Raw genomic sequence first — 20,722 nt, 5'->3', positions numbered from 1 at the left:
GCTCCGGCAACCGCTACCACGTCAGGTAGCTCCCTCCTCCGGTTTCAAGCCTCTTCTGGATAGCGGTACTCGAACACCCGCACCACTTCCGAGGCATGCCAGGACGCAGCCTCCATGCCGTCCACCGGACCGGAAAACCGTCCCAGGCGCTCGACACACTCGAAAAACCCGGTGCGTGGCAGGCGGCTGGCGCCTTGGCTGATCACCAGCGAACTGCGCAGCGGCTGCTCGGCGCGGGCGTCGAGCACCGCCAGGTACTCAAGGGCCGCGGTCAAGGTCTGCATGGCGGGGCTGGGCAATTGCAAACGCTCGAGCAGTGCCCGGTAGGTCAGCAGATGGCGTTGCCGGCGGGCCAGGTCGAGCTCGCTCAGCAGGCCCTGCCATTGCTGACGGCTGATCCTGACCTGGCTCATGACGGCTCGCTCCAGCCGGCCACGCCCAGGTGCCACGCCAGGCTGCGCAGAATGGCCGCGTCGGGGCGGCGCTCGCCAGACTCGATCATGGCCAGGTATGCCGGGCTGATGCCGACACTGCGTGCCAGCTGCTCCGGCGCCAGCCCCTTGGCCTGACGCAAGGACGCCAGCTCATCCAGTGAGGACAGGCTGGCGCTTGGTTGAGTGCTGGCAACATTGCTGTCGGTGACGGGTGCGCTGGCCGGTGCCTGGCCTGCGGCCGCGAGCAACGCCTGATACTGCTCCCAGGGAACCACTGCGTACTCGGGCTGACCGTCCCGGCTGATGACCTGAATACCCATACAACCCCCTTGACGTTGGATTACGGCATGTAATCCGTAGGCATAACCCTTATGCCAATTATATTACCAACCTCGGGGGTCTGTGCGGAATCAGCTGCCAGGCCTTTCCAGGCGCAGTGCTTCAGCGGTATCCGGCAGCCGTTCGACCACGCGCAGCCGCTCCGGCGCCTGGCTGTCGCGCCAGTCCTTGAAGCGGCCCAGCTCATCAGCCACGGTCTTGAGCACCCAGCCCAGCACGGCGATGTCATCGAGTAGGCCGACACCCAGCAGCCAGTCGGGGATGGCATCCAGTGGGCTGACGAAGTAGAGCAGCCCGGCGACGATGGTCAACAGTGCCTTGGGGCTGACAGCGCGGTACTCGCCACGCCACCAGGCCAGGCAAAGCGCCTGCATCAGGCGCAGGTCCTCGCGCAGCTGGCCCAGCTTCGGCCCTTTGCGGGCCACTGCGAACAGCAATGCCGGCAGCCGGCCACGGCTGAGCAAGCGTTCGGCAAGGGGCAGGAAGCGGGCGAAATTCCAGGGTGCGCTCATGGGGCCTCCAGGGGAGCCAGAGGTTATCCACATTTATTGTGGATAACCTTGTGAACAGGGCGGCATTGACGCCGCGTGGTGCCCACCGGGCAAGGGCCGGGTACGAATCGGGCGTTTTTTACACAACCGTTTCAACCGCGCAAACGTTTTGCGACAAAGGCACCTATATTCAGGCCGGGCACTGCTTGCGACAGTGAATGACGCCAACGGTTCGCGTCAAGCACTGCTGAAAACGACGACGCCCCGTCGAAACGGGGCGTCTTCATGCAACACGACGGCTATTACTTGGCCGGTGCTTCGCCAGCCTTGGCCGGGTCTTTGATGGCCAGCAGTTCCAGGTCGAACACCAGGACCGAGTTGGCCGGAATCAGCGGGCTCGGGCTCTGGGCGCCGTAGGCCAGTTCAGCCGGGATGTACAGCTTGTACTTCTCGCCGACATGCATCAGTTGCAGGCCTTCGACCCAACCCGGGATCACGCCGCTGACCGGCAGGTCGATCGGGCTGCCGCGCTCGACGGAGCTGTCGAATACCTTGCCGTCGGTCAGCTTGCCCTCGTAGTGGACAGTGACGACGTCGGTCGGCTTGGGTTGCGGGCCATCGGCCTTTTTCACCACTTCATACTGCAGGCCCGAGGCGGTGGTGATCACGCCAGGTTTCTTGCCGTTTTCCTCAAGGAATTTCTTGCCGGCGGCGGCTGCTTCCTCGCTGGCCTTGGTCAGGCGTTCTTCGGCGCGCTTCTGCAAGGCGGTGAAGGCTTCGACCAGCTCTTCGTCCTTGATGCGCTGTTCCTTCTTGCCAACAGCGTCCTCGATGCCTTGGGCGACGGCTTTCGAGTCGAGGTCGTCCATGCCTTCCTGGGCCAGGCTCTTGCCCATGTTCAGGCCGATACCGTAGGAGGCCTTCTGTGCTGGGGTCTTCAGCTCGACGCTGCTGGTCTGGGCGTCGCAACCGGCGAGGACCAGGCCTACCAGGGCAACCGCGGCCGCCAAACGATGCTGTTTCATGTAATTTCCTTGTTCATGCGCCATGAGGGCAATCAGGGTAAAGCCGCGAGCTTAGCAGGCGGCCGCGACCAATGGCTACCGGCATAAGAGCGGGTTGGGGACTGGAAGTTCCTGGGTGAAAGGTTGTTCATGGTCGCACAGGCAGCCTTTGGCCAGTATTCACGCTGTTTCATGAGTCGTAGCACGCTTTTGCAGGTGAGGCTCCAGTCTTGCAATTGCTGTCGCGGCCTCTCGCCGGCAAGCCGGCTCCCACAGAAAACACCGTTGCCCTTTCAGCAACTGACTCAGGCGATCCCGACCTGATTGCGCCCACTGTTCTTGGCCTGGTACAGCCCCTTGTCCGCCGCCGAGATCAGCTGTCGGCAATGGCTGCCGACACTCGGGGTCAGGGTCGCCAGGCCGATGCTCACGGTCAGGTGCGACGCCGCCTCGGGCACGGTATGGGCGATCTTCAGGCCCATGATGGTCTGGCGCAGTTTTTCGGCCACCAGGCGCGCGCCGCCGGGCGAAGTGTTGGGCAGCACCAGGGCGAACTCCTCACCGCCATAACGCGCCGGCAGGTCGGTGGGACGCGAGCAGCAGCCACGGATGGCCTCGGCCACCTGGCGCAGGGCCTCGTCGCCGGCCAGGTGGCCGAAACTGTCGTTGAACGCCTTGAAATAGTCGACATCGATCATCAACAGCGACAACTGCTGCTGCTCGCGAATCGCCCGGCGCCATTCCAGCTCCAGGTATTCGTCGAAGTGACGACGGTTGGATAACCCGGTCAGGCCGTCCGAGTTCATCAGCCGCTGCAGCATCAGGTTGGTGTCGAGCAACTGCTGCTGGCTTACGCGCAGCGCGCGGTAGGCCTCGTCGCGCTGCAACAGGGTGAGGTAGGAGCGCGAGTGGTAGCGGATACGCGCCACCAGCTCGATGGTATCCGGCAACTTGACCAGGTAGTCGTTGGCCCCGGCGGCGAAGGCCGCGCTCTTGACCAGCGGATCCTCCTTGGTGGACAGGACGATGATCGGAATGTCCTGGGTGGCCGGGTTGTTGCGGTATTCGCGCACCAGGGTCAGGCCATCAAGGCCCGGCATGATCAGGTCCTGGAGGATTACCGTGGGCTTGATGCGCATGGCCTGGGCCACCGCCTGGTGCGGGTCGGCGCAGAAGTGGAAGTCGATGTTCTCTTCGTGGGCGAGGCCACGGCGCACCGCTTCGCCGATCATGGCCTGATCATCGACCAGCAGGACCATCGCCGCACTTTCGTTGATGGTCGTGAAACCTTCGATCGGTAGATCATTCATGCGTAATCACCCATCCACTGCCGGCCACGCGGCGCGACTCAATACATATCGTCATTTCGGAAAGATTTCCATCAGTCGTCCGGCGATTCGCTCCAGCGGACGTATTTCCACCGCCGCGTCGATCGCCGCAGCGGCCTTGGGCATGCCGTACACCGCGCTGCTCTGCTGGTCCTGGGCGATGGTCAGGAAGCCCTGCTGGCGCATCAGCTTCAGGCCCTGGGCGCCGTCGCGCCCCATGCCGGTGAGCAGCACGCCCACCGCATCGCCGGACCAGCAGCGCGCCACGCTCTCGAAGAACACATCGATCGAGGGGCGGTAGATTTCGTTGACGGGCTCGGCAGTGTAGGCCAGCTCGCCATTCTTAAGGAGGCGGATATGGTGGTTGGTGCCGGCCAGCAGCACCTGCCCCGGCTGTGGCGGCTCACCCTCGCGGGCCAGGCGCACCGGCAGGCCGGAGGCGCTGCTGAGCCACTCGGCCATGCCGGCGGCGAAAACCTGGTCGACATGCTGGACCAGCACGATGGCCGCCGGAAAACTGCGCGGCAGCCCCTTGAGCAGTACTTCCAAAGCGGCAGGCCCACCCGCGGACGAGCCGATGGCGACCAGTGCGCGGCGCTGCGAGGCCTCGCGCAGCGGCACGCTAACCGCCCGAGGCGCGCTGGGCCGCTGCTGGCCGATCAGCCAGCCGATGTTGAGGATCTTGCGCAACAGTGGCGCGGCCGCCTCGCGTGCATCACCCGCGCCCAATGCCGGGGTGTCGACCACATCCAGGGCGCCATGGCCCATGGCCTCGAAGACCCGGTGCACATTCTGCTTGCGGTCCACGGTGACGATGACGATGGCGCAGGGGGTTTCGGCCATGATGCGCCGGGTCGCCTCCACGCCGTCCATGACCGGCATGATCAGGTCCATGAGGATCAGATCCGGCGTCTGCTCGGCGCACAGGCGCACCGCCTCGGCGCCGTTGCCGGCGACCCAGATCACCTGGTGCGCGGGCTCGAATGCCAACGCCCGGCGCAGGGCCTCGACGGCCATGGGCATGTCGTTGACAATGGCGATTCTCATCCCTGGGCACCTCCGATCAGCTCCTCGACCGCATCCAGCAACGCATCGTCGTGGAAGCTGGCCTTGGCCAAATAATAGTCGGCACCGGCATCCAGTCCACGACGCCGGTCTTCTTCGCGATCCTTATAGGACACCACCATCACCGGCAACGATTGCAGGCGGTTGTCGCGCCGCACCAGGGTGACCAGCTCGATCCCGTCCATGCGCGGCATGTCGATGTCAGTGATCAACAGGTCGAAATCATCGCTGCGCAGCGCGTTCCAGCCGTCCATGCCATCCACGGCCACCGCCACTTCGTAGCCGCGGTGACCCAGCAGCTTGCGTTGCAGTTCGCGCACGGTGAGCGAGTCGTCGACCACCAGGATGCGCTTGCGCACCGCACCCTTGACGCCCCGCCCACCGCGCTCGATACGCTCCAGGCGGCCGGTGCTGAGCAGCTTGTCCACCGAGCGCAGCAAGTCCTCGACATCGACGATCAGCACCACCGAACCGTCGTCGAGCAAGGCGCCAGCGGAGATGTCCTGGACTTTGCCCAGGCGCGGGTCCAGCGGCATCACCACCAGCACCCGCTCGCCGATCAGCCGCTCGACGGCCACCCCATAGAGCTGCTCGCGCTCGCGGATCACCACCACCCGCAGGCTCTGTTCGTCGCCCTGGGCCGCCGGCCGGTTGAGCAGCTGGCTGGCGGCCACCAAGCCGATGTGTCGCCCTTCGTGCCAGAAGTGCTGCCGCCCTTCAATCTGCACGATGGCCTCGGCCGCCACGTCGACGGTGCGCTCGATATGCGCCAGCGGGAAGGCGTAGGCCTCGCCGCCCACCTCGACGACCAGGCTGCGAACCACCGACAAGGTCAACGGTACTTCCACATGGAAGCAACATCCCTGGCCGGCCACCTGGGTCAACTCGATGGAGCCGCGCAGCTCACGGACCATGTGCTGCACCGCATCCAGGCCGACACCGCGCCCGGACACTTCGGTGACCGTGTCGCGCAGGCTGAACCCCGGCAGGAACAGGAAGGTCAGCAGCTCGGCCTCGCTCATCTGCGCCACCGTCTCGGCCGGCGACAATGCGCGCTCGACGATACTCTCGAGCAAGCGCTGCAGATCGATACCGGCACCGTCGTCGGACAGTTCCAGAATCAGCAGCCCGGCCTGGTGCGAGGCGCGCAGGCGCACGGTGCCCTCGCTCGGTTTACCGGCCAGCAGGCGCTGCTCGGGCAGTTCGATGCCATGATCGACCGCGTTGCGCAGCAGGTGCGTCAGCGGCGCCTCGAGCTTTTCCAGCACGTCACGGTCGACCTGGGTCTTCTCGCCCTCGATCAACAGGCGCACCGGCTTGCCCAGCGAGCGCCCGAGGTCGCGGACCATCCGGCTCTGGCCGGTGAGCACATCGGCGAACGGACGCATGCGACAGGCCAGCGCCGTGTCGTACAGCAGTTGCGCGCGCTGGCTGGCCTGCCAACCGAACTCGTCGAGATCGGCCGCCTGCTGCAAGAGGATCTGCTGGGTTTCAGCCAGCAACTGCTGGGTCTGGGCCAGCGCTTCCAGCACCTCCGGCCCCTGCCCGCTCTCTTCCAGCTGGGCCTTCAGGCCATCGAGGCCGCGCATGCCCTGGCCATGCATGCGCTTCAGGCGCTGCAGGGTGGCCAGGTAGGGTTTCAGCCGCTGGGTCTCGACCAGCGACTTGCTCGACAGATCCAGCAGGCTGTTAAGACGGTCGGCGGTCACCCGCAAGACCCGCTCGCCCCCCTCGCCACCGCGCTTGCCGGCCTTGCGGGCTGGCACGGGTTCAGCTTCGGGTTCAAGCTCCGGCGGGGCCTGGAGCGTTGGCTCGGGTTCCGGCCGCGCCGCCAAGGCAGCGGGCGGCGCGCCTGGAACGCCAGCCTGCGCGATCACCGGCACGGGCGCAGAAGGGTCGAGCAGTGCTGTCATCTGTGCCAGGAACACCGCCACGGCGGCGTCGCCACCCTGATCTCCAGGGGTCGCGATGCGCATCAACAGGTCAGTGCCCTGCAACAAGGCGTCGATATGCTCCGGACGCAGCAGCAGGCGACCTTCCTGGGCGGCCACCAGGCAGTCTTCCATGACGTGGGCGACGCTGACCCCGGCATCGATACCGACAATCCGCGCAGCACCCTTGAGCGAGTGCGCCGCACGCATGCAGGCCTCGAGCTGGTCGGGTTGCGCAGGGTTGCGCTCCAGCGCCATCAAGCCGGCGCTGAGCACCTGGGTCTGGGTCTCGGCCTCCAGGCTGAACAGCTCGAGCAGCGACGCATCGCGCATTTGCTCCGGGGTCATGACAGGCTCCGCTTCACGGCTGACATCAAGTGTTGTTCATCCAGCACTCGCACACTGCGCCCTCGCCACTGCAACACGGCGGCGGTGAAATGCGCAGCATCGCGGCCGTGGTCCTGGCCCGCAAGGTCAAGACGATGGATGCCGTCGATCTCGTCCACCGGCACCACCACCGGCCCACCCTCGGCCGCCAGGATCAGCATGCGCGGCATGCTCCGCCCGGTGCGCTCCGCGCCCGACTGCGTCGGCACGCCCAGCAGGTCGGCGAGCGACAGGCAAGGCACCAGCGCACCGCGCACATTGGCGACACCCTGCAGCACCCGCGAGCGCTGGTGCGGCAACGAGTGCACCGGCTGCGCCGGGGCGATCTCGGCAAGGCAGGCGGTGGCCAGGGCCAGCCACTCCTCGCCGAGGCGGAACAGCAGCATCGAGCGGCCGACCGCGCATTCCCCCACGATGGCCGTTTCGACCTGTTCGTCCTGGACCAGCGCATAGCGATCCAGCAAGCGCGTGGCCGCGTCGGCATACACCTCGCAATTGCGGCAGTGCACATGCCGCCCCAGCAACGGGCACTGTTTGTCGCCATGCACGCCGATGCGGTTCCAGCAATCGTCGATGGGCTGGTCGTCATTGGCGATCAGTTGCATATGGTATCCGCCGCTCATCGTTCAGACTCCCTGCCGGCCCGGGCGGCACGCTCCTGCAGGCGCCGGGCACCGGCCTCGTCCCCCTGCGCAGCCAGCAGCATGGCCAGGTGCATCAGTGCCTCAGGGTGCTGCGGCTCGAGGTAGAGCGCCTTGCGATAATGGGTGATGGCCTGCGCGGCATCGCCTTCGGTGTCACTGAGCAACCCCAGCCAGTAATAGACCTGCGCCTTGGGGGCGAACTGGCGCAGATAGCGCTCGCAGTCCGCCCTGGCCTGCCGGTTTTCACCGGCATTGGCCTGCCGGGCAATGAGGGCCAGCAACTGCGCTTCGTCTTGCGCCGGTACCGGCGTCGCTGGCACCGCGCTCGACCTGGCGACGCGGGGCGGCAGTGCCACGACACGTGGCGGCAGCGGCGCAGCGACCGGCTGGCGCGCAACCGGCAACGGCTTGGCAACAGGCCGTGGGGCATCATCCTGGCGCACGTAGGCGAATGACTGGGCAATCCCCAGCGGGCGCATGCCCAGGCGCGCCAGCAGGCTGCCCTCGGCGGGGCCGATGAACAGCACGCCCTGGGCGTGGATCAGGCGCTTGAGTACCTCGAACACCCGCTGCTGGGTCGGAACATCGAAGTAGATCAGCAAGTTGCGACAGAACACGAAATCGTATAGCCCTTCACGCGCTTTGAGCGCCGGGTCGAGCACGTTGCCCGCCTGCAGGCTGACTTGCTGGCGCACCCGCTCATCCAGGCGATGGGTATCGCCGCTTGGGCTGAAGTGCCGCTCGCGAAAGGCCAGCTCGCTGCCGCGAAAGGAGTTGCGCCCGTACAGCGCCTGCTCGCCCTTGGCCACCGAACTGGGGCTGATATCAATGCCATCGACGCGGAAAGCGCCCGGGCTCAGGCCAGCGTCGAGCAAGGCCATGGCGATCGAGTAGGGTTCCTCGCCCGTCGAGCACGGCAGGCTGAGGATGCGCAGGGGCCGTGCGCCGGCAAGTTCTGCCGCACGCTTGTGCGCCAGCCCCGCCAGCGCGGTGAAGGATTCTGGGTAGCGGAAAAACCAGGTCTCCGGAACGATGACCGCCTCGATCAGGGCCTGCTGCTCATCGCCGGACTGCTGCAAACGCAGCCAGTAGTCATCGAGATCCGCAGCCTGCACGAGCGTGCAGCGCTGGCGCAGGGCGCGCTCGACCATCGCTGCGCCGACCGACTCCACATCCAGCCCGATACGTTCCTGCAGGAAACGGAAGAAACGTTGCTCGCTCATGCTGGCTCCTGCCCGGGCCCGCCGGGGTACAGCAGCTCACGCACCGCGTCCGACAACAGGTCGTTCACCTGGATGCGCTGCAACAAACCGCGGGCGTCCTGGCGGACCGGCCCGAGGTAGCGCGCGTCGGCATTGTCCAGGCCGTATGGCTGGAATTCCTCGGGGGCACAGCGCAGCGTATCGGTGGCCTGCTCCAGGACAAGCCCCAGCTGCAGGTCAGGGCGGCGCGAGTCGGCACGGTAGTGCACCAGTACCATCCGCGTACTGCTGCGCGACTGTGCCGGCACACCGAAGCTCAGCGCCGACAGGTCGATCACCGGTACCAGCACACCACGGTGGGCGAGCACCCCGGCCACCCATCCCGGCGCCTGGGCAATGGGCTTGAGGGTACGGCACGGCAGCACTTCGATCACTTCGCGCACGTCCAGGGCGAAGCGCTGGTCGGCGATGCGAAATTGCAGGTACAGCACGCCCTTGCCGGCTGATTCGCGATCCTCGCGAGGGGACGGTTCGTTCATCGTCGTCAGACTTTGAACCGCGAAACACCGCCACGCAGCCCGGCGGCTACCTGGCTCAGTTCGTCGATGGCGAAACTGGCCTGGCGCAGCGATTCCACGGTCTGGGTACTGGCATCGCTGAGCTGGGCCAGTGCCTGGTTGATCTGCTCGGCGCCGGTGGCCTGGGCCTGCATGCCCTCGTTGACCATCAGCACCCGCGGCGCCAGCGCCTGCACCTGATGGATTATCTGACTGAGCTGCTCGCCCACCTGCTGCACCTCGAACATGCCGCGGCGCACCTCCTCGGAGAACTTGTCCATGCCCATCACCCCGGCCGACACTGCGGACTGGATCTCGCGCACCATCTGTTCGATGTCGTAGGTGGCCACGGCGGTCTGGTCGGCAAGGCGGCGTACTTCGGTGGCGACCACGGCGAAACCGCGACCGTACTCACCGGCTTTTTCCGCCTCGATGGCGGCGTTGAGCGACAGCAGGTTGGTCTGGTCGGCGACCTTGACGATGGTCACCACCATCTGCGTGATGTTGCTGGCCTTCTCGTTGAGGATCGCCAGCTTGGCGTTGACCAGGTCGGCGGCGCCCATCACCTGGTGCATGGTCTCCTCCATGCGCGCCAGGCCCTGCTGGCCGGCACCGGCAAGGCTCGAGGCCTGGTCGGCCGACGAGGTGACTTCGGTCATGGTGCGCACCAGGTCCCGCGAGGTCGCGGCGATTTCCCGCGAGGTGGCGCCGATCTCGGTGGTGGTGGCGGCCGTCTCGGTGGCGGTGGCCTGTTGCTGCTTGGAGGTGGCGGCGATCTCGGTGACCGAGGTGGTCACCTGCACCGACGAACGCTGGGCCTGCGACACCAGATTGGCCAGGGATTCGGCCATTTCGTTGAAGCCGCCCTCGATCGCGCCGAACTCATCCTTGCGGTCCAGGCTCAGGCGCATGCTCAGGTCGCCCGAACGCAGGCCGTCGAGGGCGTGCACGATGCGCTGCATGGGGGCGGTGATCGCGCGCATCAGCAGCAGGCCGCAAACGCCGGCGGCGACGATTGCCAGCAGCAGCGAGACGATCATGCTGCCTTTGGCGGTGGCCACGGCGCTGACGATTTCATTGGTGGCGTTGTCGGCCGACTCCCGGTTGCGCTCGATCACTTCGTTCAGGTGCAGGCGCCCTTCTCTCCAGGCGGGCGTCAGCACCTCGGCGATCAACCGCTGGGCTTCGGCGTAGTTCTTCTGGCGATAGGTTTCCAGGACCTGGTCGACAATCTTGACGTAAGCCTCTTCCTGGCGCGTGAAATCGTCGAACGCGGCCTGGTCGGCCGGGTCGCGGATAGTGCCCTGGTAGCTGGCCATATGCTGCTTCAAACGGTCGTCGAAACTCTTGAACAACTCGGCATCGGTGGTGGTGAACTCGCGGTGGTTCGACAAGCCGACCAGTTGCTGGCTGGTGACATAGCTGTCGACCCAGGCGCTGCGGATCATCGAGCTGTAGTAGAGCCCGGGAATGCTGTCGGACCCTACCGCCTCCTCGCTGGACTCGATCGCCACCAGCCGCGAGTAGGCGGCCACGATCATCAGCAGCATGATGGCGATGATCACGGCGAAACTTGCCAGGATCCGTTGGCGCAAGGTCCAGTTCTTCACATTCAGCCCTCAGGAATTCGATACGAGCGGGAAAAATCGCCGAAGTATAGCCCAGGCGTCCTACGTATTTGCGGCTGAATGCTGCTGTACTCAGGCCTCCGTGCCCATTGATATGGCCAATTGCAGGCTCATTGACCCGCGGCAAGCCTAACCTGGTTCTCCAACTCCAGGCGCAAGGCAGGGTCCAGGCGCAACTGGCGCGCCAGTTCGTCGAGGTAGGCGCGCTCCATGAAGTTCTCCTGGTCGACCATCATCACGCTGGCCAGGTACATCTCGGCAGCCATTTCCGGGGTCTGCGCGGCGCGGGCCACTTCGGCCGGATCCAGCGGCTTGTTCAGTTCAGCGTGCAGCCATTGCTGCAACTCGCGGTCGCTGTCCAGGCGAGTGAACTCGCCTTCAATCAGAGCCCGCTCACGGTCATCGATATGGCCGTCGGACTTGGCTGCCGCCACCAGCGCCCGCAACACGGCCTGGCTGTGCTGCTCGACCTGGGCCGGGGGCAGGCGATCCAGCGTCTGCGGCTGCTGATCGCCGGCGCCCTGGCGGACCTGCCAGTTGCCATAGGCCTTGTAGGCCAGCACCCCGAGCGCGGCCAGGCCGCCGTAGGTCAGTGCCTTGCCGCCATACCTGCGGGCCTTCTTGTTGCCCAGCAGCAAGCCCATGGCGCCCGCTGCCAATGCGCCACCGCCGGCACCAGACAACAGGCTGCCAATGTTCCCCGAACCTTTGTCGCTGAGGCTCTTGCCCTGCTGGTTCTGCAGCAGAGATTGACCGGCTTTCAAGAGCTGATCGAGCAGACCACGCGTGTTCATCTGACACACCTCGCAAACATTCGACGTTGAGAAGGCCCCAGAGTAGGCCGGCAAGCTGAAGCCTCGCTTAACGCATTTGCATCCAGATGTTGCCCACTCTCGTTTGTCGGTACGGCCAGTCGCTTCTAGTCTGTAGCGTCATTGCGGCGCAGTGCGCTCGAGGCCCATAAGGAGAACCGCTCCATGCAAACCCGAATGCTGATCAACGGTCACCTGGTGAACGGCGAAGGCCCGGCCTGGACCGTGCTCGACCCGGCCAAGGGCAGCGCCCTGGCGCAGATCAACGAAGCCACCGAAGCCCAGGTAGACACCGCCGTGCGCGCCGCCGACCAAGCCTTCCAGCACTGGTCGCAGACCACCCCGAAGGAACGCGCCAGCGCTTTGCTGGCGATTGCCGAGGTCATCGAACGACACGCCGAGGAACTGGCCCGGCTGGAGTCGGACAACTGCGGCAAGCCCTATGCCGCGGCGCTCGGCGACGAGATCCCGGCCATTGCCGACGTGTTCCGCTACTTCGCCGGCGCGGCACGCTGCCTGGGTGGCCTGGCGGCGGGCGAGTACCTGCCCGGGCACACCTCGATGATCCGCCGCGACCCGCTGGGCGTGGTCGCCTCCATCGCGCCGTGGAATTACCCGCTGATGATGCTGGCCTGGAAGATCGCCCCCGCGTTGGCTGCCGGCAACACCGTGGTCATCAAGCCATCGGAGTTGACCCCGCTGACGGCCCTGCGCCTTGGCGAGCTGGTCCGTGAGCTGCTGCCGGCCGGCGTGCTCAATATCCTTTTCGGCCGTGGCCAGACCGTCGGCACCCCACTGGTCACCCATGCCAAGGTGCGCATGGTGTCGCTGACCGGCTCCATCCCCACCGGCGCGCACATCATTGGCGCCACCGCCGACAGCGTGAAGCGCATGCACATGGAACTGGGCGGCAAGGCGCCGGTGCTGGTATTCGACGATGCCGACCTCGACGCGGCCATCGACGGCATCCGCACCTTCGGCTTCTACAACGCAGGGCAGGACTGCACCGCCGCCTGCCGGCTGTACGTGCAGGACGGCATCTACGAACGCTTCGTCGAACGCCTGGGCGCGGCGGTTGCGAGCATCAAGCCAGGCCCGCAGCAGGCGGCCGACACCGAACTCGGCCCGTTGATCAGCGCCCAGCATCGCGACAAGGTCGCCGGCCTGGTGAACCGTGCCATCGCCCAGCCGCACATTCGCCTGGTCACCGGTGGCAAGGCACTGCCCGGTGATGGCTTCTTCTTCGCACCGACCGTGCTGGCCGATGCGCTGCAGGACGACGAAATCGTCCGCCACGAGGTATTCGGCCCGGTGGTGTCGGTCACCCGCTTCAGCGACGAAGCCCAGGCGCTGGAATGGGCCAACGACTCGGAGTACGGCCTGGCCTCGTCGGTGTGGACCCGTGACAGCGGACGCGCCCACCGCCTCGCCGCACGGCTGCAATATGGCTGCACCTGGGTCAACACGCATTTCATGCTGGTCAGCGAGATGCCGCACGGCGGGCAGAAGCATTCCGGCTATGGCAAGGACATGTCGATGTACGGGTTGGAGGACTACACCTGTGTGCGCCATGTGATGTTCAAGCACTGATGCACGACTAGCCGGTGGGGGAAACACTCACCGGCTTTTTTCCTGCAAAGCAACGCGATTTTTCCTACCTATTGCCTGAACTACACCCTACCGCCGATCTATTGAGTTAAATGGCGCTGGTATCACAGACTGATACCATGAATAGTCAACGTGCGTTACTCGAACTTGTCTTCAACAAGCTCGTTCCCCGAACGCTGGACTGGTCGCGCCTGGAATCCCTGCTGGTCTCGCTCGGTGCCCGGGTTGTCGAGGGTAGAGGCTCGCGTGTGCGCTTCGAACTCAACGGTGAGGTTGCGACCTTTCATCGCCCTCACCCCGATCGGCACGCCAAACCCTATCAGGTGCGCGATGCCCGCCAGTTCCTGGAGCAGGCAGGAGTTACACCATGAATGTGATGAATTACCGCGGCTACTCGGCGCGCATTGAATACAGTGACGAAGACCAGTTGCTGATCGGCCATGTCGCCGGGATCCGCGACGTGATCGGCTTCCATGGCGAGTCGATCAGTGAATTGCGCCAGGCGTTCGAGGAAGCTGTCGACGACTACCTCGAAACCTGTCGGCGCCTGGGGCGTGAACCGCAGAAAACCTACTCCGGCAAACTCAGCCTGCGCCTGGAGCCTACTCTCCACGCCAGCGTGGCGGCCAAGGCCGAGCTGGCGCAGAAGAGCATCAACCAGTGGGTCAGCGACATCCTCAGCCAAGCCGCCTGCAGCTGAGTCAGTCGCGCAAGTCCGATTCGTGGATCGGGTTGGCCCGGCTTGTCGCGCGTTGGTATTGCGCCGGCCAGGTCGCCTTGTTGCCGCCCAGGTCGTCGTCGGCGTGCAATGGCCAGTAAGGGTCGCGCAACAGTTCGCGGGCAAGGAAGATCACATCGGCCTGGCCGGTACGCAGGATATGCTCGGCCTGGGCTGGCTCGGTGATCATGCCGACGGTGCCGGTGGCGATCTCCGACTCCTTGCGCACCCGCTCGGCGAAACGGGTCTGGTAGCCGGGGCCGGTGGGGATCTCTGCGTTGACCGAGGTCCCTCCCGACGACACGTCGATCAGATCGACACCCAGGGCGCGCAGCCGGCGGGCCAGCTCCACGGTCTCGTCCGGGTTCCAGCCATCCTCCACCCAGTCGGTGGCCGACACCCGCACCAACAGCGGCAGCTCCTGTGGCCAGGCCTGGCGCACCGCTTCGACAACCTGCAAGGTCAGGCGGATACGGTTTTCAAAGCAGCTGCCGTACTCGTCGCGGCGCTGGTTGCTCAGCGGCGAGAGGAACTGGTGCAGCAGGTAGCCGTGGGCGGCGTGGATCTCGACCACCTTGAAGCCGGCCTTCAAGGCCCGCTCGGTGGCGGCAACGAACGCGTCGACGACCTGCTGGATCTCGTCCTTGCTCAGTTCATGGGGGACGGTGTGCTCGGGGTCGAAGGCAATCCTGGAGGGCCCTACCGGCTGCCAGCCGCCGTCTTCGAGCTTGACGCTGCCGTGCTTGCCCAGCCACGGCCTGTGGGTGCTGGCCTTGCGTCCGGCGTGGGCCAGCTGGATGCCGGGAACAGCGCCCTGGGCGGTGATGAAGCGGGTGATGCGCTGCAACGCGGGGATCTGCTCGTCGCTCCACAGGCCGAGGTCTTCTGCTGTGATGCGTCCATCGGCGGTGACCGCGACCGCTTCACTGATCACCAGGCCGGCGCCACCGACAGCGCGGCTGCCCAGGTGAACCAGGTGCCAGTCATTGGCCAGGCCGTCGACGGCGGAGTACTGACACATGGGGGAAACGGCGATACGGTTGGGCAGGGTCAACTGACGCAGGGTGTAGGGTTCGAGCAGCAGGCTCATGGCGCACCTCCCAGGGACTCCAATGGTTGCCGGGCCGGCATTTGTAGTAGGGCGTGGGCCGGTACCGGTAGGTTTCAGCCTAGACCATGGCTCCGAGGGACGTTCGCCCATCGCCCTGCGCCACGCGTTCCTCCTCGCGCAAGGTCAGCACCTCGACGCCGCTCTGCGTCACCGCCACGGTGTGCTCCCATTGCGCCGACAGGCTCCGGTCACGGGTAATCACCGTCCAGCCATCGCGCAAACCGCGGGTCCCACGCCCTCCCTGGTTGATCATCGGCTCTATGGTGAACACCATTCCCGGTTGCAGCTTCATACCCGTGCCACGCTGGCCGTAGTGCAGCACCTCCGGCGCCTCGTGCATCTGCGTGCCGATGCCGTGCCCGCAATATTCGCGCACCACGCTGTAGCCGGCGGCCTCGGCGTGGGCCTGGATGGCGTGGCCGATGTCACCGAGGGTCGCGCCAGGGCGCACCTGCTCGATGCCTTTCCACAGCGCAGCATAGGTAGTGTCCACCAGCCGTCGGGCCTCTTCGCCGATCTGGCCGATGCTGTACATCTTCGACGAATCGGCGATATAGCCGCCCTGCTCCAGGGTGATGTCGACGTTGACGATCGAACCCTCCTTCAACACCTCATCGGCCTTGGGCATGCCATGGCAGACCACATGGTCCACCGACGTGTTCAGGGCAAAGGGAAAACCGTATTGGCCCTTGCTCGCCGGCCGCGCCTTGAGGGTCTGGACGATGAAGGCCTCGGCGCGGTCGTTGATCTGCATGGTGGTCACGCCGGGGCGGATGAAACCGTCGAGGTCGGCGAACACCCGGGCCAGCAACTGGCCGGCACGGCGCATCAATTCGAGCTGGGCGGGGTCCTTGAGGATGACCTTGCTCATTGCAGCAGCTCCTTGAGATTGGCCTGCTCCTGGCGCAGCAACTGGCGCAGCAGTTCCTGGTAGGTGGCCTGCGGGTGCAACTCGGCCAGCATGCCGATACGGATCCAGTGCTCGGCCTGGGCGTTGATCGAGCGCGACAGCGCGGCGCTGGCTACGCGCAGGTCTTCGTGGAGTTCGTCGGCGATCTTGACGATACCCATGTGCGGTTACCTATATATGAAACGTATGCGAATCATATAGCCATAGTTCGACCGATGCCATCCGCTGGTGCGCAGCTCCCCATATCGGTGCGCGTCCCACGCCGGGCGAGCCCACTCACACAGCAACACCGCGCCCTGCATGAAATGGCCCGGGATTTGCTGTTTGCACGGCATCGAGGCCATCAACGCCGATGGTTCTCTCTCCACGACGAAGGCGCCGTGTTGCCCCGCTTGCCACTTGCAGGCCGGGCAGCCGGCGCCTTTGTCGTTTAGTCAGCAGGAGATCGTGATGAGCGGCAGTGAAGTGCGCAGTGTTTGCCCGTATTGCGGGGTCGGGTGCGGCATCGTCATGCACGTGAAGGGGGGCAAGGTGGTCAAGGTCAGCGGCGACAAGCAGCACCCCAGCAACTTCGGGCGCCTGTGCACCAAGGGGTTGACCGCCCATGTGCCGTTGGAGGTCGGGCGCATGGCCCACGCTTTCGTCCGTGACCAGCGCAGCCAGCAACCAGCCCGTCGCCCGCTGGAGACCGCCATCGCCGAGACGGCCAGGCGCCTGCGCACGATCATCGACACCCACGGCGCCGATGCCGTAGCCCTCTATGTCTCCGGGCAGATGTCGCTGGAGGCACAGTACCTGGCCAACAAACTGGCCAAGGGTTTCATCCGCACCCGCCATATCGAGTCCAACTCACGCCTGTGCATGGCCAGCGCCGGTAGCGGCTACAAGCAATCGCTTGGCGCCGACGGCCCGCCCGGCAGCTACCAGGATTTCGAGCGCGCCGAGGTGTTCCTGGTGATCGGCGCGAACATGGCCGACTGTCACCCGATCCTGTTCCTGCGCCTGCTCGACCGGCTCAAGGCCGGTGCCAGGTTGATCGTCGTCGACCCCCGGCGCAGCGCCACCGCCGACAAGGCCGACCTGTTCCTGCAACTGCGCCCGGGTACCGACCTGGCCCTGCTCAATGGCCTGCTGCACCTGCTGCACGCCAATGGCCATACCGACGCGGACTTCATCGCGCGCCACACCGAAGGCTGGGAGGTACTGCCTGCGTTTCTCGAGGACTACACCCCCGCACGCGTCGCGGCCATCACCGGGCTGGCCGAGGCCGATATCCGCGAAGCCGCCCGCCTGATCGGCGCGGCGGGCGAATGGATGAGCTGCTGGACCATGGGCCTGAATCAGAGCATCCACGGCACCTGGCACAGCAATGCCCTGTGCAACCTGCACCTGGCCACCGGCGCCATCTGCCGACCCGGCAGCGGGCCGTTCTCGCTGACCGGCCAACCCAATGCCATGGGCGGCCGCGAGATGGGTTACATGGGACCGGGCCTGCCGGGCCAGCGTTCGGCGCAGGTGGCGGCCGACCGCGCCTTCGTCGAAGCGCAATGGCAACTGCCCCCCGGCACCCTGCGCAGTGAAGGGGGCGAAGGCACCGTGGCGCTGTTCGAGCAACTCAAGCAGGGGGAGGTAAAAGCCTGCTGGATCATCTGCAGCAACCCGGTGGCCAGCGTCGCCAACCGCCAGCAGGTGATCGACGGCCTGCGCCAGGCACAGCTGGTGATCAGCCAGGACGCCTTCCTCGACACCGAGACCAACCGCTACGCCGACATCCTGCTGCCGGCGTCACTGTGGGCCGAGGGCGAAGGGGTGATGATCAACAGCGAGCGCAACCTGACCTTGATGCCCCGCGCCGTCGAGGCGCCCGGCGAAAGCCTCGAGGACTGGCGCCTGATCGCGCGCATCGCCTGTGCCCTGGGTTATGCGCACGCCTTCGACTACCCCGACGCCGAAGCGGTGTTCGATGAGATCCGCCGCTTCCACAACCCCGACACCGGTTACGACCTGCGCGGCATCGCCTATACCGACCTGCGCCAGGGCCCGCAGCAGTGGCCAAGCGCGCCGGGGCGCAAGGACACTCGCAGCCCGCTGCGCTATGTCGCGCCAGACGCCCCACAGACGCCGGTGTTTCCGACGCCCACCGGCAAGGCGCGGTTCTTCGCCCGCCCCTGGCTGCCGCCGGCGGAGCTGCCCGAAGATGCCTTCCCCTTCGTGCTCAACACCGGCCGCGTCCAGCACCAGTGGCACACGCTGACCAAGACCGGCCAGGTACCCAGCCTGAACAAGCTGGAGCCCGGCCCCTTCGTCGAGATCCATCCCGACGACGCCCGGCGCCTGGGCATCGCGCCAAAGGACCAGGTGGCGATCCGCTCGCGCCGTGGCCAGGCCGTACTGCCGGCGCGGCTCAGCGAGCGAGTGCTGCCGGGCAACTGTTTCGCTCCGTTTCACTGGAACGATCTGTACGGCGAGCAACTGGCAATCAACGCGGTGACCTGCGACGCGGTGGACCCAACCTCGCTGCAACCGGCCTTAAAGCATTGTGCCGTGGCCTTGGAAAGGGTCGCTGGCGAGCGCATCGATGTCCTCGAACTGACGCGTGCCTCGGAGCCCATCACCCTGCCCACCGCCACCCTGGCCCGGCTGCTCGGCCTGGAGTCGTTGCCGGCGCCAGTCCTGGCCGAGGACGAGCGCCATTACCTGCAAGGTTTCCTGCTCGGCCTGAGCCAGGCCCACAGCGATGGCGTGCCCTCCCTCCCGCCCAATGCGCCCCTGGCGCCGGGGCGACGCCTGTTCATCGACGGCCTGCTGGCTAGCCTGTACGCCCCGCCCACACCGGCATCTCAAGCAGCGCTCTTGAGCCCTCGCCACCACGTGCTGTGGGCCTCGCAGACCGGCAATAGCGAACAGCTCGCCGAACGCTGCGCCCAGCGCCTGCGCGACGCGGGGCTGGTGGTCGCGCTCAGTTGCATGGAGGCGGTGCGCCCATCCCAACTGCGAGGTGCCGCCAGCCTGCTGCTGATCGCCAGCACCTTCGGCGACGGCGATGCGCCGGACAGCGGCACCGCGTTCTGGCGGGCGCTGCTGGACGACGAAGGCGCCAGTTGCGCCACCCTCCCTTACGCCGTGCTGGCCTTGGGCGATTCAAGCTACGACCAGTTCTGCGGCTTCGGCCGCAAGCTCGACCAACGCCTGGCCGACCTGGGCGCCCAGCGCCTGCTGGATCGGGTCGACTGCGAGCCGGATTGCGAGGCGGCCTTCGGCGCTTGGCTCGATGCCCTGTTGTCCGAGCTTGGCGGTGCCCCGGCGACCACCGCCGCCGCGCCAGTCACCGTCCGCGGCAAACAGCAGCCCTGGCCTGCCACCTTGCGGGAAAACCGCCTGCTCAGCGGCCCGGGTTCAACCAAGGAGACTCGCCAACTGGTCTTCGACCTGTCCGGTAGCGACCTGCGCTATCAACCTGGCGATGCCCTGGGCGTATGGCCGCGCAATTGCCCGGATCTGGTCGACGAGCTGCTCACGCTGATGCAGCTGGAAGGCCAAACCGAGATCGAACTCGAGGGCCATGCCCCAATGCCCCTGCGAACCGCGCTGGAGCGGCACCTGGACATCACCCAGGTCAGCCGCCAGCAGCTCGAAACCTTCAGCCAGCACGCTCCCGACCTGCAACGCCTGCTGCTGCCAGAGTGCAAGGACGAACTCAAGGAATGGTTGTGGGGCCGCCAGCTGGCCGACGTGCTGCGCGAACACCCCCAGGCCTTGCCGCTGGGCAACTGGTTGTCGCTGCTCAAACCCTTGCAGCCGCGCCTGTACTCGATCAGCTCCAGCCCCCGGGCTCATCCCGGCCAGGTGCACCTGACCGTGTCCATCGTGCGCCATGGCGAGCGCAAGGGCGTCTGTTCGAGCTTCCTCGCGGACCGGGCAGCGGCGCTGGAGGTGGGGATATTTGCCCAGCCATCGAAGCACTTCCGCCTGCCCGAGGACGACGGGGTGCCCATCGTCATGATCGGCCCTGGTACCGGTATCGCCCCCTTCCGCGCCTTCCTTGAAGAGCGCGAGGTACGTGGGGCCAAGGGGCGCAACTGGCTGTTCTTCGGTGAGCAGCATGCCGCCTGCGACTTCTATTACCGCGAACAAATGCAGGCCTGGGAGGCCAGCGGGCATGTGCGTCTGAGCACCGCGTTCTCGCGTGACCAGCCGCAAAAGGTCTATGTGCAGCACCGCCTGCTGGAGCACGGCGCCGAGCTGTGGCGCTGGTTGCAGGACGGCGCGCATGTGTATGTCTGTGGCGATGCCCGGTTTATGGCCCGGGACGTGGACGCGGCCTTGCGCCAGCTCGTGGCGGAACATGGTGGCCTGGACAAGACCATGGCAGCGGCGTACGTCGAGGGGTTGGCGCGGGACAAGCGCTACCGGCGAGATGTGTATTGATGCACCACGGTGGTGAGGCTGCACCCTGTTTGTGCGACCGCATCACATGGCCAACTCATGCCCAAAGGTCTCGTGGCACGCTGCAACCCTCTTGGGAGCGGGCTTGCCCCGCGATGACCGGGAGC

General features: G+C 66.0%; 19 protein-coding genes. 4 read left to right on the top strand and 15 right to left on the bottom strand.

What is annotated here, in order from left to right; translation table 11 throughout:
* Window positions 1-44 precede the first annotated feature (44 nt).
* The 12 genes from LU688_RS06105 to LU688_RS06050 all read right to left on the bottom strand — a co-directional run bounded on the left by LU688_RS06105 (window position 45) and on the right by LU688_RS06050 (window position 11,804).
* Window positions 45-413 (bottom strand): hypothetical protein, encoded by a 369-nt coding sequence (locus tag LU688_RS06105; RefSeq protein ID WP_023629774.1) that lies wholly within the window; start codon window positions 411-413, stop codon window positions 45-47.
* The gene (locus LU688_RS06100) at window positions 410-754 is read right to left on the bottom strand and encodes a helix-turn-helix domain-containing protein (protein WP_038705561.1); all 345 of its coding nucleotides are present in this window, start codon (window positions 752-754) and stop codon (window positions 410-412) included. The genes LU688_RS06105 and LU688_RS06100 overlap by 4 nt, the downstream gene beginning before the upstream one ends.
* A 90-nt stretch (window positions 755-844) precedes the next feature.
* Window positions 845-1,285: a YkvA family protein gene (locus LU688_RS06095; RefSeq protein WP_160290804.1), complete on the bottom strand. Its 441-nt coding sequence runs from the start codon at window positions 1,283-1,285 to the stop codon at window positions 845-847.
* Window positions 1,286-1,566: 281 nt separating this feature from the next.
* A complete protein-coding gene (gene bamJ, locus LU688_RS06090; protein ID WP_038705560.1) occupies window positions 1,567-2,289 on the bottom strand; it encodes a BamJ family beta-barrel-assembly machinery protein in 723 nt (240 codons plus the stop codon).
* Window positions 2,290-2,573: 284 nt separating this feature from the next.
* Window positions 2,574-3,578, bottom strand: a complete 1,005-nt coding sequence (locus LU688_RS06085; RefSeq protein WP_038705559.1) for a response regulator — start codon at window positions 3,576-3,578, stop codon at window positions 2,574-2,576.
* A 51-nt stretch (window positions 3,579-3,629) separates the two neighbouring features.
* The gene (locus LU688_RS06080; protein WP_038705558.1) at window positions 3,630-4,643 is read right to left on the bottom strand and encodes a chemotaxis response regulator protein-glutamate methylesterase; all 1,014 of its coding nucleotides are present in this window, start codon (window positions 4,641-4,643) and stop codon (window positions 3,630-3,632) included.
* Entirely contained in the window at window positions 4,640-6,940 is a 2,301-nt protein-coding gene (locus tag LU688_RS06075) for a hybrid sensor histidine kinase/response regulator (RefSeq protein ID WP_160290805.1), read from the bottom strand. The genes LU688_RS06080 and LU688_RS06075 overlap by 4 nt, the downstream gene beginning before the upstream one ends.
* Entirely contained in the window at window positions 6,937-7,602 is a 666-nt protein-coding gene (locus LU688_RS06070; RefSeq protein WP_232888108.1) for a chemotaxis protein CheW, read from the bottom strand. The genes LU688_RS06075 and LU688_RS06070 overlap by 4 nt, the downstream gene beginning before the upstream one ends.
* The gene (locus LU688_RS06065) at window positions 7,599-8,846 is read right to left on the bottom strand and encodes a CheR family methyltransferase (RefSeq protein ID WP_094010134.1); all 1,248 of its coding nucleotides are present in this window, start codon (window positions 8,844-8,846) and stop codon (window positions 7,599-7,601) included. Before LU688_RS06065 ends, LU688_RS06070 begins: the two co-directional genes overlap by 4 nt.
* Window positions 8,843-9,364, bottom strand: a complete 522-nt coding sequence (locus LU688_RS06060) for a chemotaxis protein CheW (protein WP_160290806.1) — start codon at window positions 9,362-9,364, stop codon at window positions 8,843-8,845. Before LU688_RS06060 ends, LU688_RS06065 begins: the two co-directional genes overlap by 4 nt.
* Before the next feature lie 5 nt (window positions 9,365-9,369).
* Window positions 9,370-10,992 (bottom strand): methyl-accepting chemotaxis protein, encoded by a 1,623-nt coding sequence (locus LU688_RS06055; RefSeq protein WP_038705554.1) that lies wholly within the window; start codon window positions 10,990-10,992, stop codon window positions 9,370-9,372.
* A 128-nt stretch (window positions 10,993-11,120) separates the two neighbouring features.
* Window positions 11,121-11,804 carry a tellurite resistance TerB family protein gene (locus LU688_RS06050; protein WP_160290807.1) on the bottom strand — a complete coding sequence of 228 codons (684 nt, stop codon included), beginning with the start codon at window positions 11,802-11,804 and terminating at the stop codon, window positions 11,121-11,123.
* 183 nt (window positions 11,805-11,987) lie between these two features.
* On the opposite strand from LU688_RS06050, the gene LU688_RS06045 reads away from it, so the two are divergent.
* The 3 genes from LU688_RS06045 (at window position 11,988) to LU688_RS06035 (ending at window position 14,130) form a co-directional block, all read left to right on the top strand.
* The gene (locus LU688_RS06045) at window positions 11,988-13,412 is read left to right on the top strand and encodes a gamma-aminobutyraldehyde dehydrogenase (RefSeq protein WP_038705552.1); all 1,425 of its coding nucleotides are present in this window, start codon (window positions 11,988-11,990) and stop codon (window positions 13,410-13,412) included.
* A 137-nt stretch (window positions 13,413-13,549) separates the two neighbouring features.
* Window positions 13,550-13,801 (top strand): type II toxin-antitoxin system HicA family toxin, encoded by a 252-nt coding sequence (locus tag LU688_RS06040; protein ID WP_094010357.1) that lies wholly within the window; start codon window positions 13,550-13,552, stop codon window positions 13,799-13,801.
* Window positions 13,798-14,130 carry a type II toxin-antitoxin system HicB family antitoxin gene (locus LU688_RS06035; protein WP_023631076.1) on the top strand — a complete coding sequence of 111 codons (333 nt, stop codon included), beginning with the start codon at window positions 13,798-13,800 and terminating at the stop codon, window positions 14,128-14,130. The genes LU688_RS06040 and LU688_RS06035 overlap by 4 nt, the downstream gene beginning before the upstream one ends.
* A gap of 1 nt (window position 14,131) precedes the next feature.
* On the opposite strand, the gene LU688_RS06030 is transcribed toward LU688_RS06035, so the two are convergent.
* The 3 genes from LU688_RS06030 to LU688_RS06020 all read right to left on the bottom strand — a co-directional run bounded on the left by LU688_RS06030 (window position 14,132) and on the right by LU688_RS06020 (window position 16,330).
* Complete coding sequence (locus tag LU688_RS06030) at window positions 14,132-15,238, bottom strand: NADH:flavin oxidoreductase/NADH oxidase (protein WP_094010137.1); 1,107 nt, start codon at window positions 15,236-15,238, stop codon at window positions 14,132-14,134.
* Between the two features lie 79 nt (window positions 15,239-15,317).
* Complete coding sequence (map, locus tag LU688_RS06025; protein WP_094010138.1) at window positions 15,318-16,130, bottom strand: type I methionyl aminopeptidase; 813 nt, start codon at window positions 16,128-16,130, stop codon at window positions 15,318-15,320.
* The gene (locus tag LU688_RS06020; protein WP_023632596.1) at window positions 16,127-16,330 is read right to left on the bottom strand and encodes a ParD-like family protein; all 204 of its coding nucleotides are present in this window, start codon (window positions 16,328-16,330) and stop codon (window positions 16,127-16,129) included. The genes map and LU688_RS06020 overlap by 4 nt, the downstream gene beginning before the upstream one ends.
* A 289-nt stretch (window positions 16,331-16,619) precedes the next feature.
* Between LU688_RS06020 and LU688_RS06015 the strand changes: the two genes are divergently transcribed.
* Window positions 16,620-20,597: a bifunctional nitrate reductase/sulfite reductase flavoprotein subunit alpha gene (locus LU688_RS06015; protein WP_160290808.1), complete on the top strand. Its 3,978-nt coding sequence runs from the start codon at window positions 16,620-16,622 to the stop codon at window positions 20,595-20,597.
* Window positions 20,598-20,722: the final 125 nt, after the last annotated feature.

It is taken from the genome of Pseudomonas soli (assembly GCF_021283165.2).
GTDB lineage: Bacteria > Pseudomonadota > Gammaproteobacteria > Pseudomonadales > Pseudomonadaceae > Aquipseudomonas > Aquipseudomonas soli.
Note: the sequence above shows the minus strand (reverse complement) of the source record. Positions and strands in the feature narration are given on the sequence as shown.

Bases quoted from the DNA above. Each gene is read 5' to 3' on its own strand.
- LU688_RS06020 (WP_023632596.1), bottom strand. From the start codon at position 16,330: ATGGGTATCGTCAAGATCGCCGACGAACTCCACGAAGACCTGCGCGTA.
- LU688_RS06080 (WP_038705558.1), bottom strand. From the start codon at position 4,643: ATGAGAATCGCCATTGTCAACGACATGCCCATGGCCGTCGAGGCCCTG.
- LU688_RS06045 (WP_038705552.1), top strand. From the start codon at position 11,988: ATGCAAACCCGAATGCTGATCAACGGTCACCTGGTGAACGGCGAAGGC.
- LU688_RS06075 (WP_160290805.1), bottom strand. From the start codon at position 6,940: ATGACCCCGGAGCAAATGCGCGATGCGTCGCTGCTCGAGCTGTTCAGC.
- LU688_RS06035 (WP_023631076.1), top strand. From the start codon at position 13,798: ATGAATGTGATGAATTACCGCGGCTACTCGGCGCGCATTGAATACAGT.
- LU688_RS06070 (WP_232888108.1), bottom strand. From the start codon at position 7,602: ATGAGCGGCGGATACCATATGCAACTGATCGCCAATGACGACCAGCCC.
- LU688_RS06050 (WP_160290807.1), bottom strand. From the start codon at position 11,804: ATGAACACGCGTGGTCTGCTCGATCAGCTCTTGAAAGCCGGTCAATCT.
- LU688_RS06040 (WP_094010357.1), top strand. From the start codon at position 13,550: ATGAATAGTCAACGTGCGTTACTCGAACTTGTCTTCAACAAGCTCGTT.
- LU688_RS06065 (WP_094010134.1), bottom strand. From the start codon at position 8,846: ATGAGCGAGCAACGTTTCTTCCGTTTCCTGCAGGAACGTATCGGGCTG.
- LU688_RS06105 (WP_023629774.1), bottom strand. From the start codon at position 413: ATGAGCCAGGTCAGGATCAGCCGTCAGCAATGGCAGGGCCTGCTGAGC.
- LU688_RS06085 (WP_038705559.1), bottom strand. From the start codon at position 3,578: ATGAATGATCTACCGATCGAAGGTTTCACGACCATCAACGAAAGTGCG.
- map (WP_094010138.1), bottom strand. From the start codon at position 16,130: ATGAGCAAGGTCATCCTCAAGGACCCCGCCCAGCTCGAATTGATGCGC.
- LU688_RS06060 (WP_160290806.1), bottom strand. From the start codon at position 9,364: ATGAACGAACCGTCCCCTCGCGAGGATCGCGAATCAGCCGGCAAGGGC.
- LU688_RS06100 (WP_038705561.1), bottom strand. From the start codon at position 754: ATGGGTATTCAGGTCATCAGCCGGGACGGTCAGCCCGAGTACGCAGTG.
- LU688_RS06095 (WP_160290804.1), bottom strand. From the start codon at position 1,285: ATGAGCGCACCCTGGAATTTCGCCCGCTTCCTGCCCCTTGCCGAACGC.
- bamJ (WP_038705560.1), bottom strand. From the start codon at position 2,289: ATGAAACAGCATCGTTTGGCGGCCGCGGTTGCCCTGGTAGGCCTGGTC.
- LU688_RS06015 (WP_160290808.1), top strand. From the start codon at position 16,620: ATGAGCGGCAGTGAAGTGCGCAGTGTTTGCCCGTATTGCGGGGTCGGG.
- LU688_RS06030 (WP_094010137.1), bottom strand. From the start codon at position 15,238: ATGAGCCTGCTGCTCGAACCCTACACCCTGCGTCAGTTGACCCTGCCC.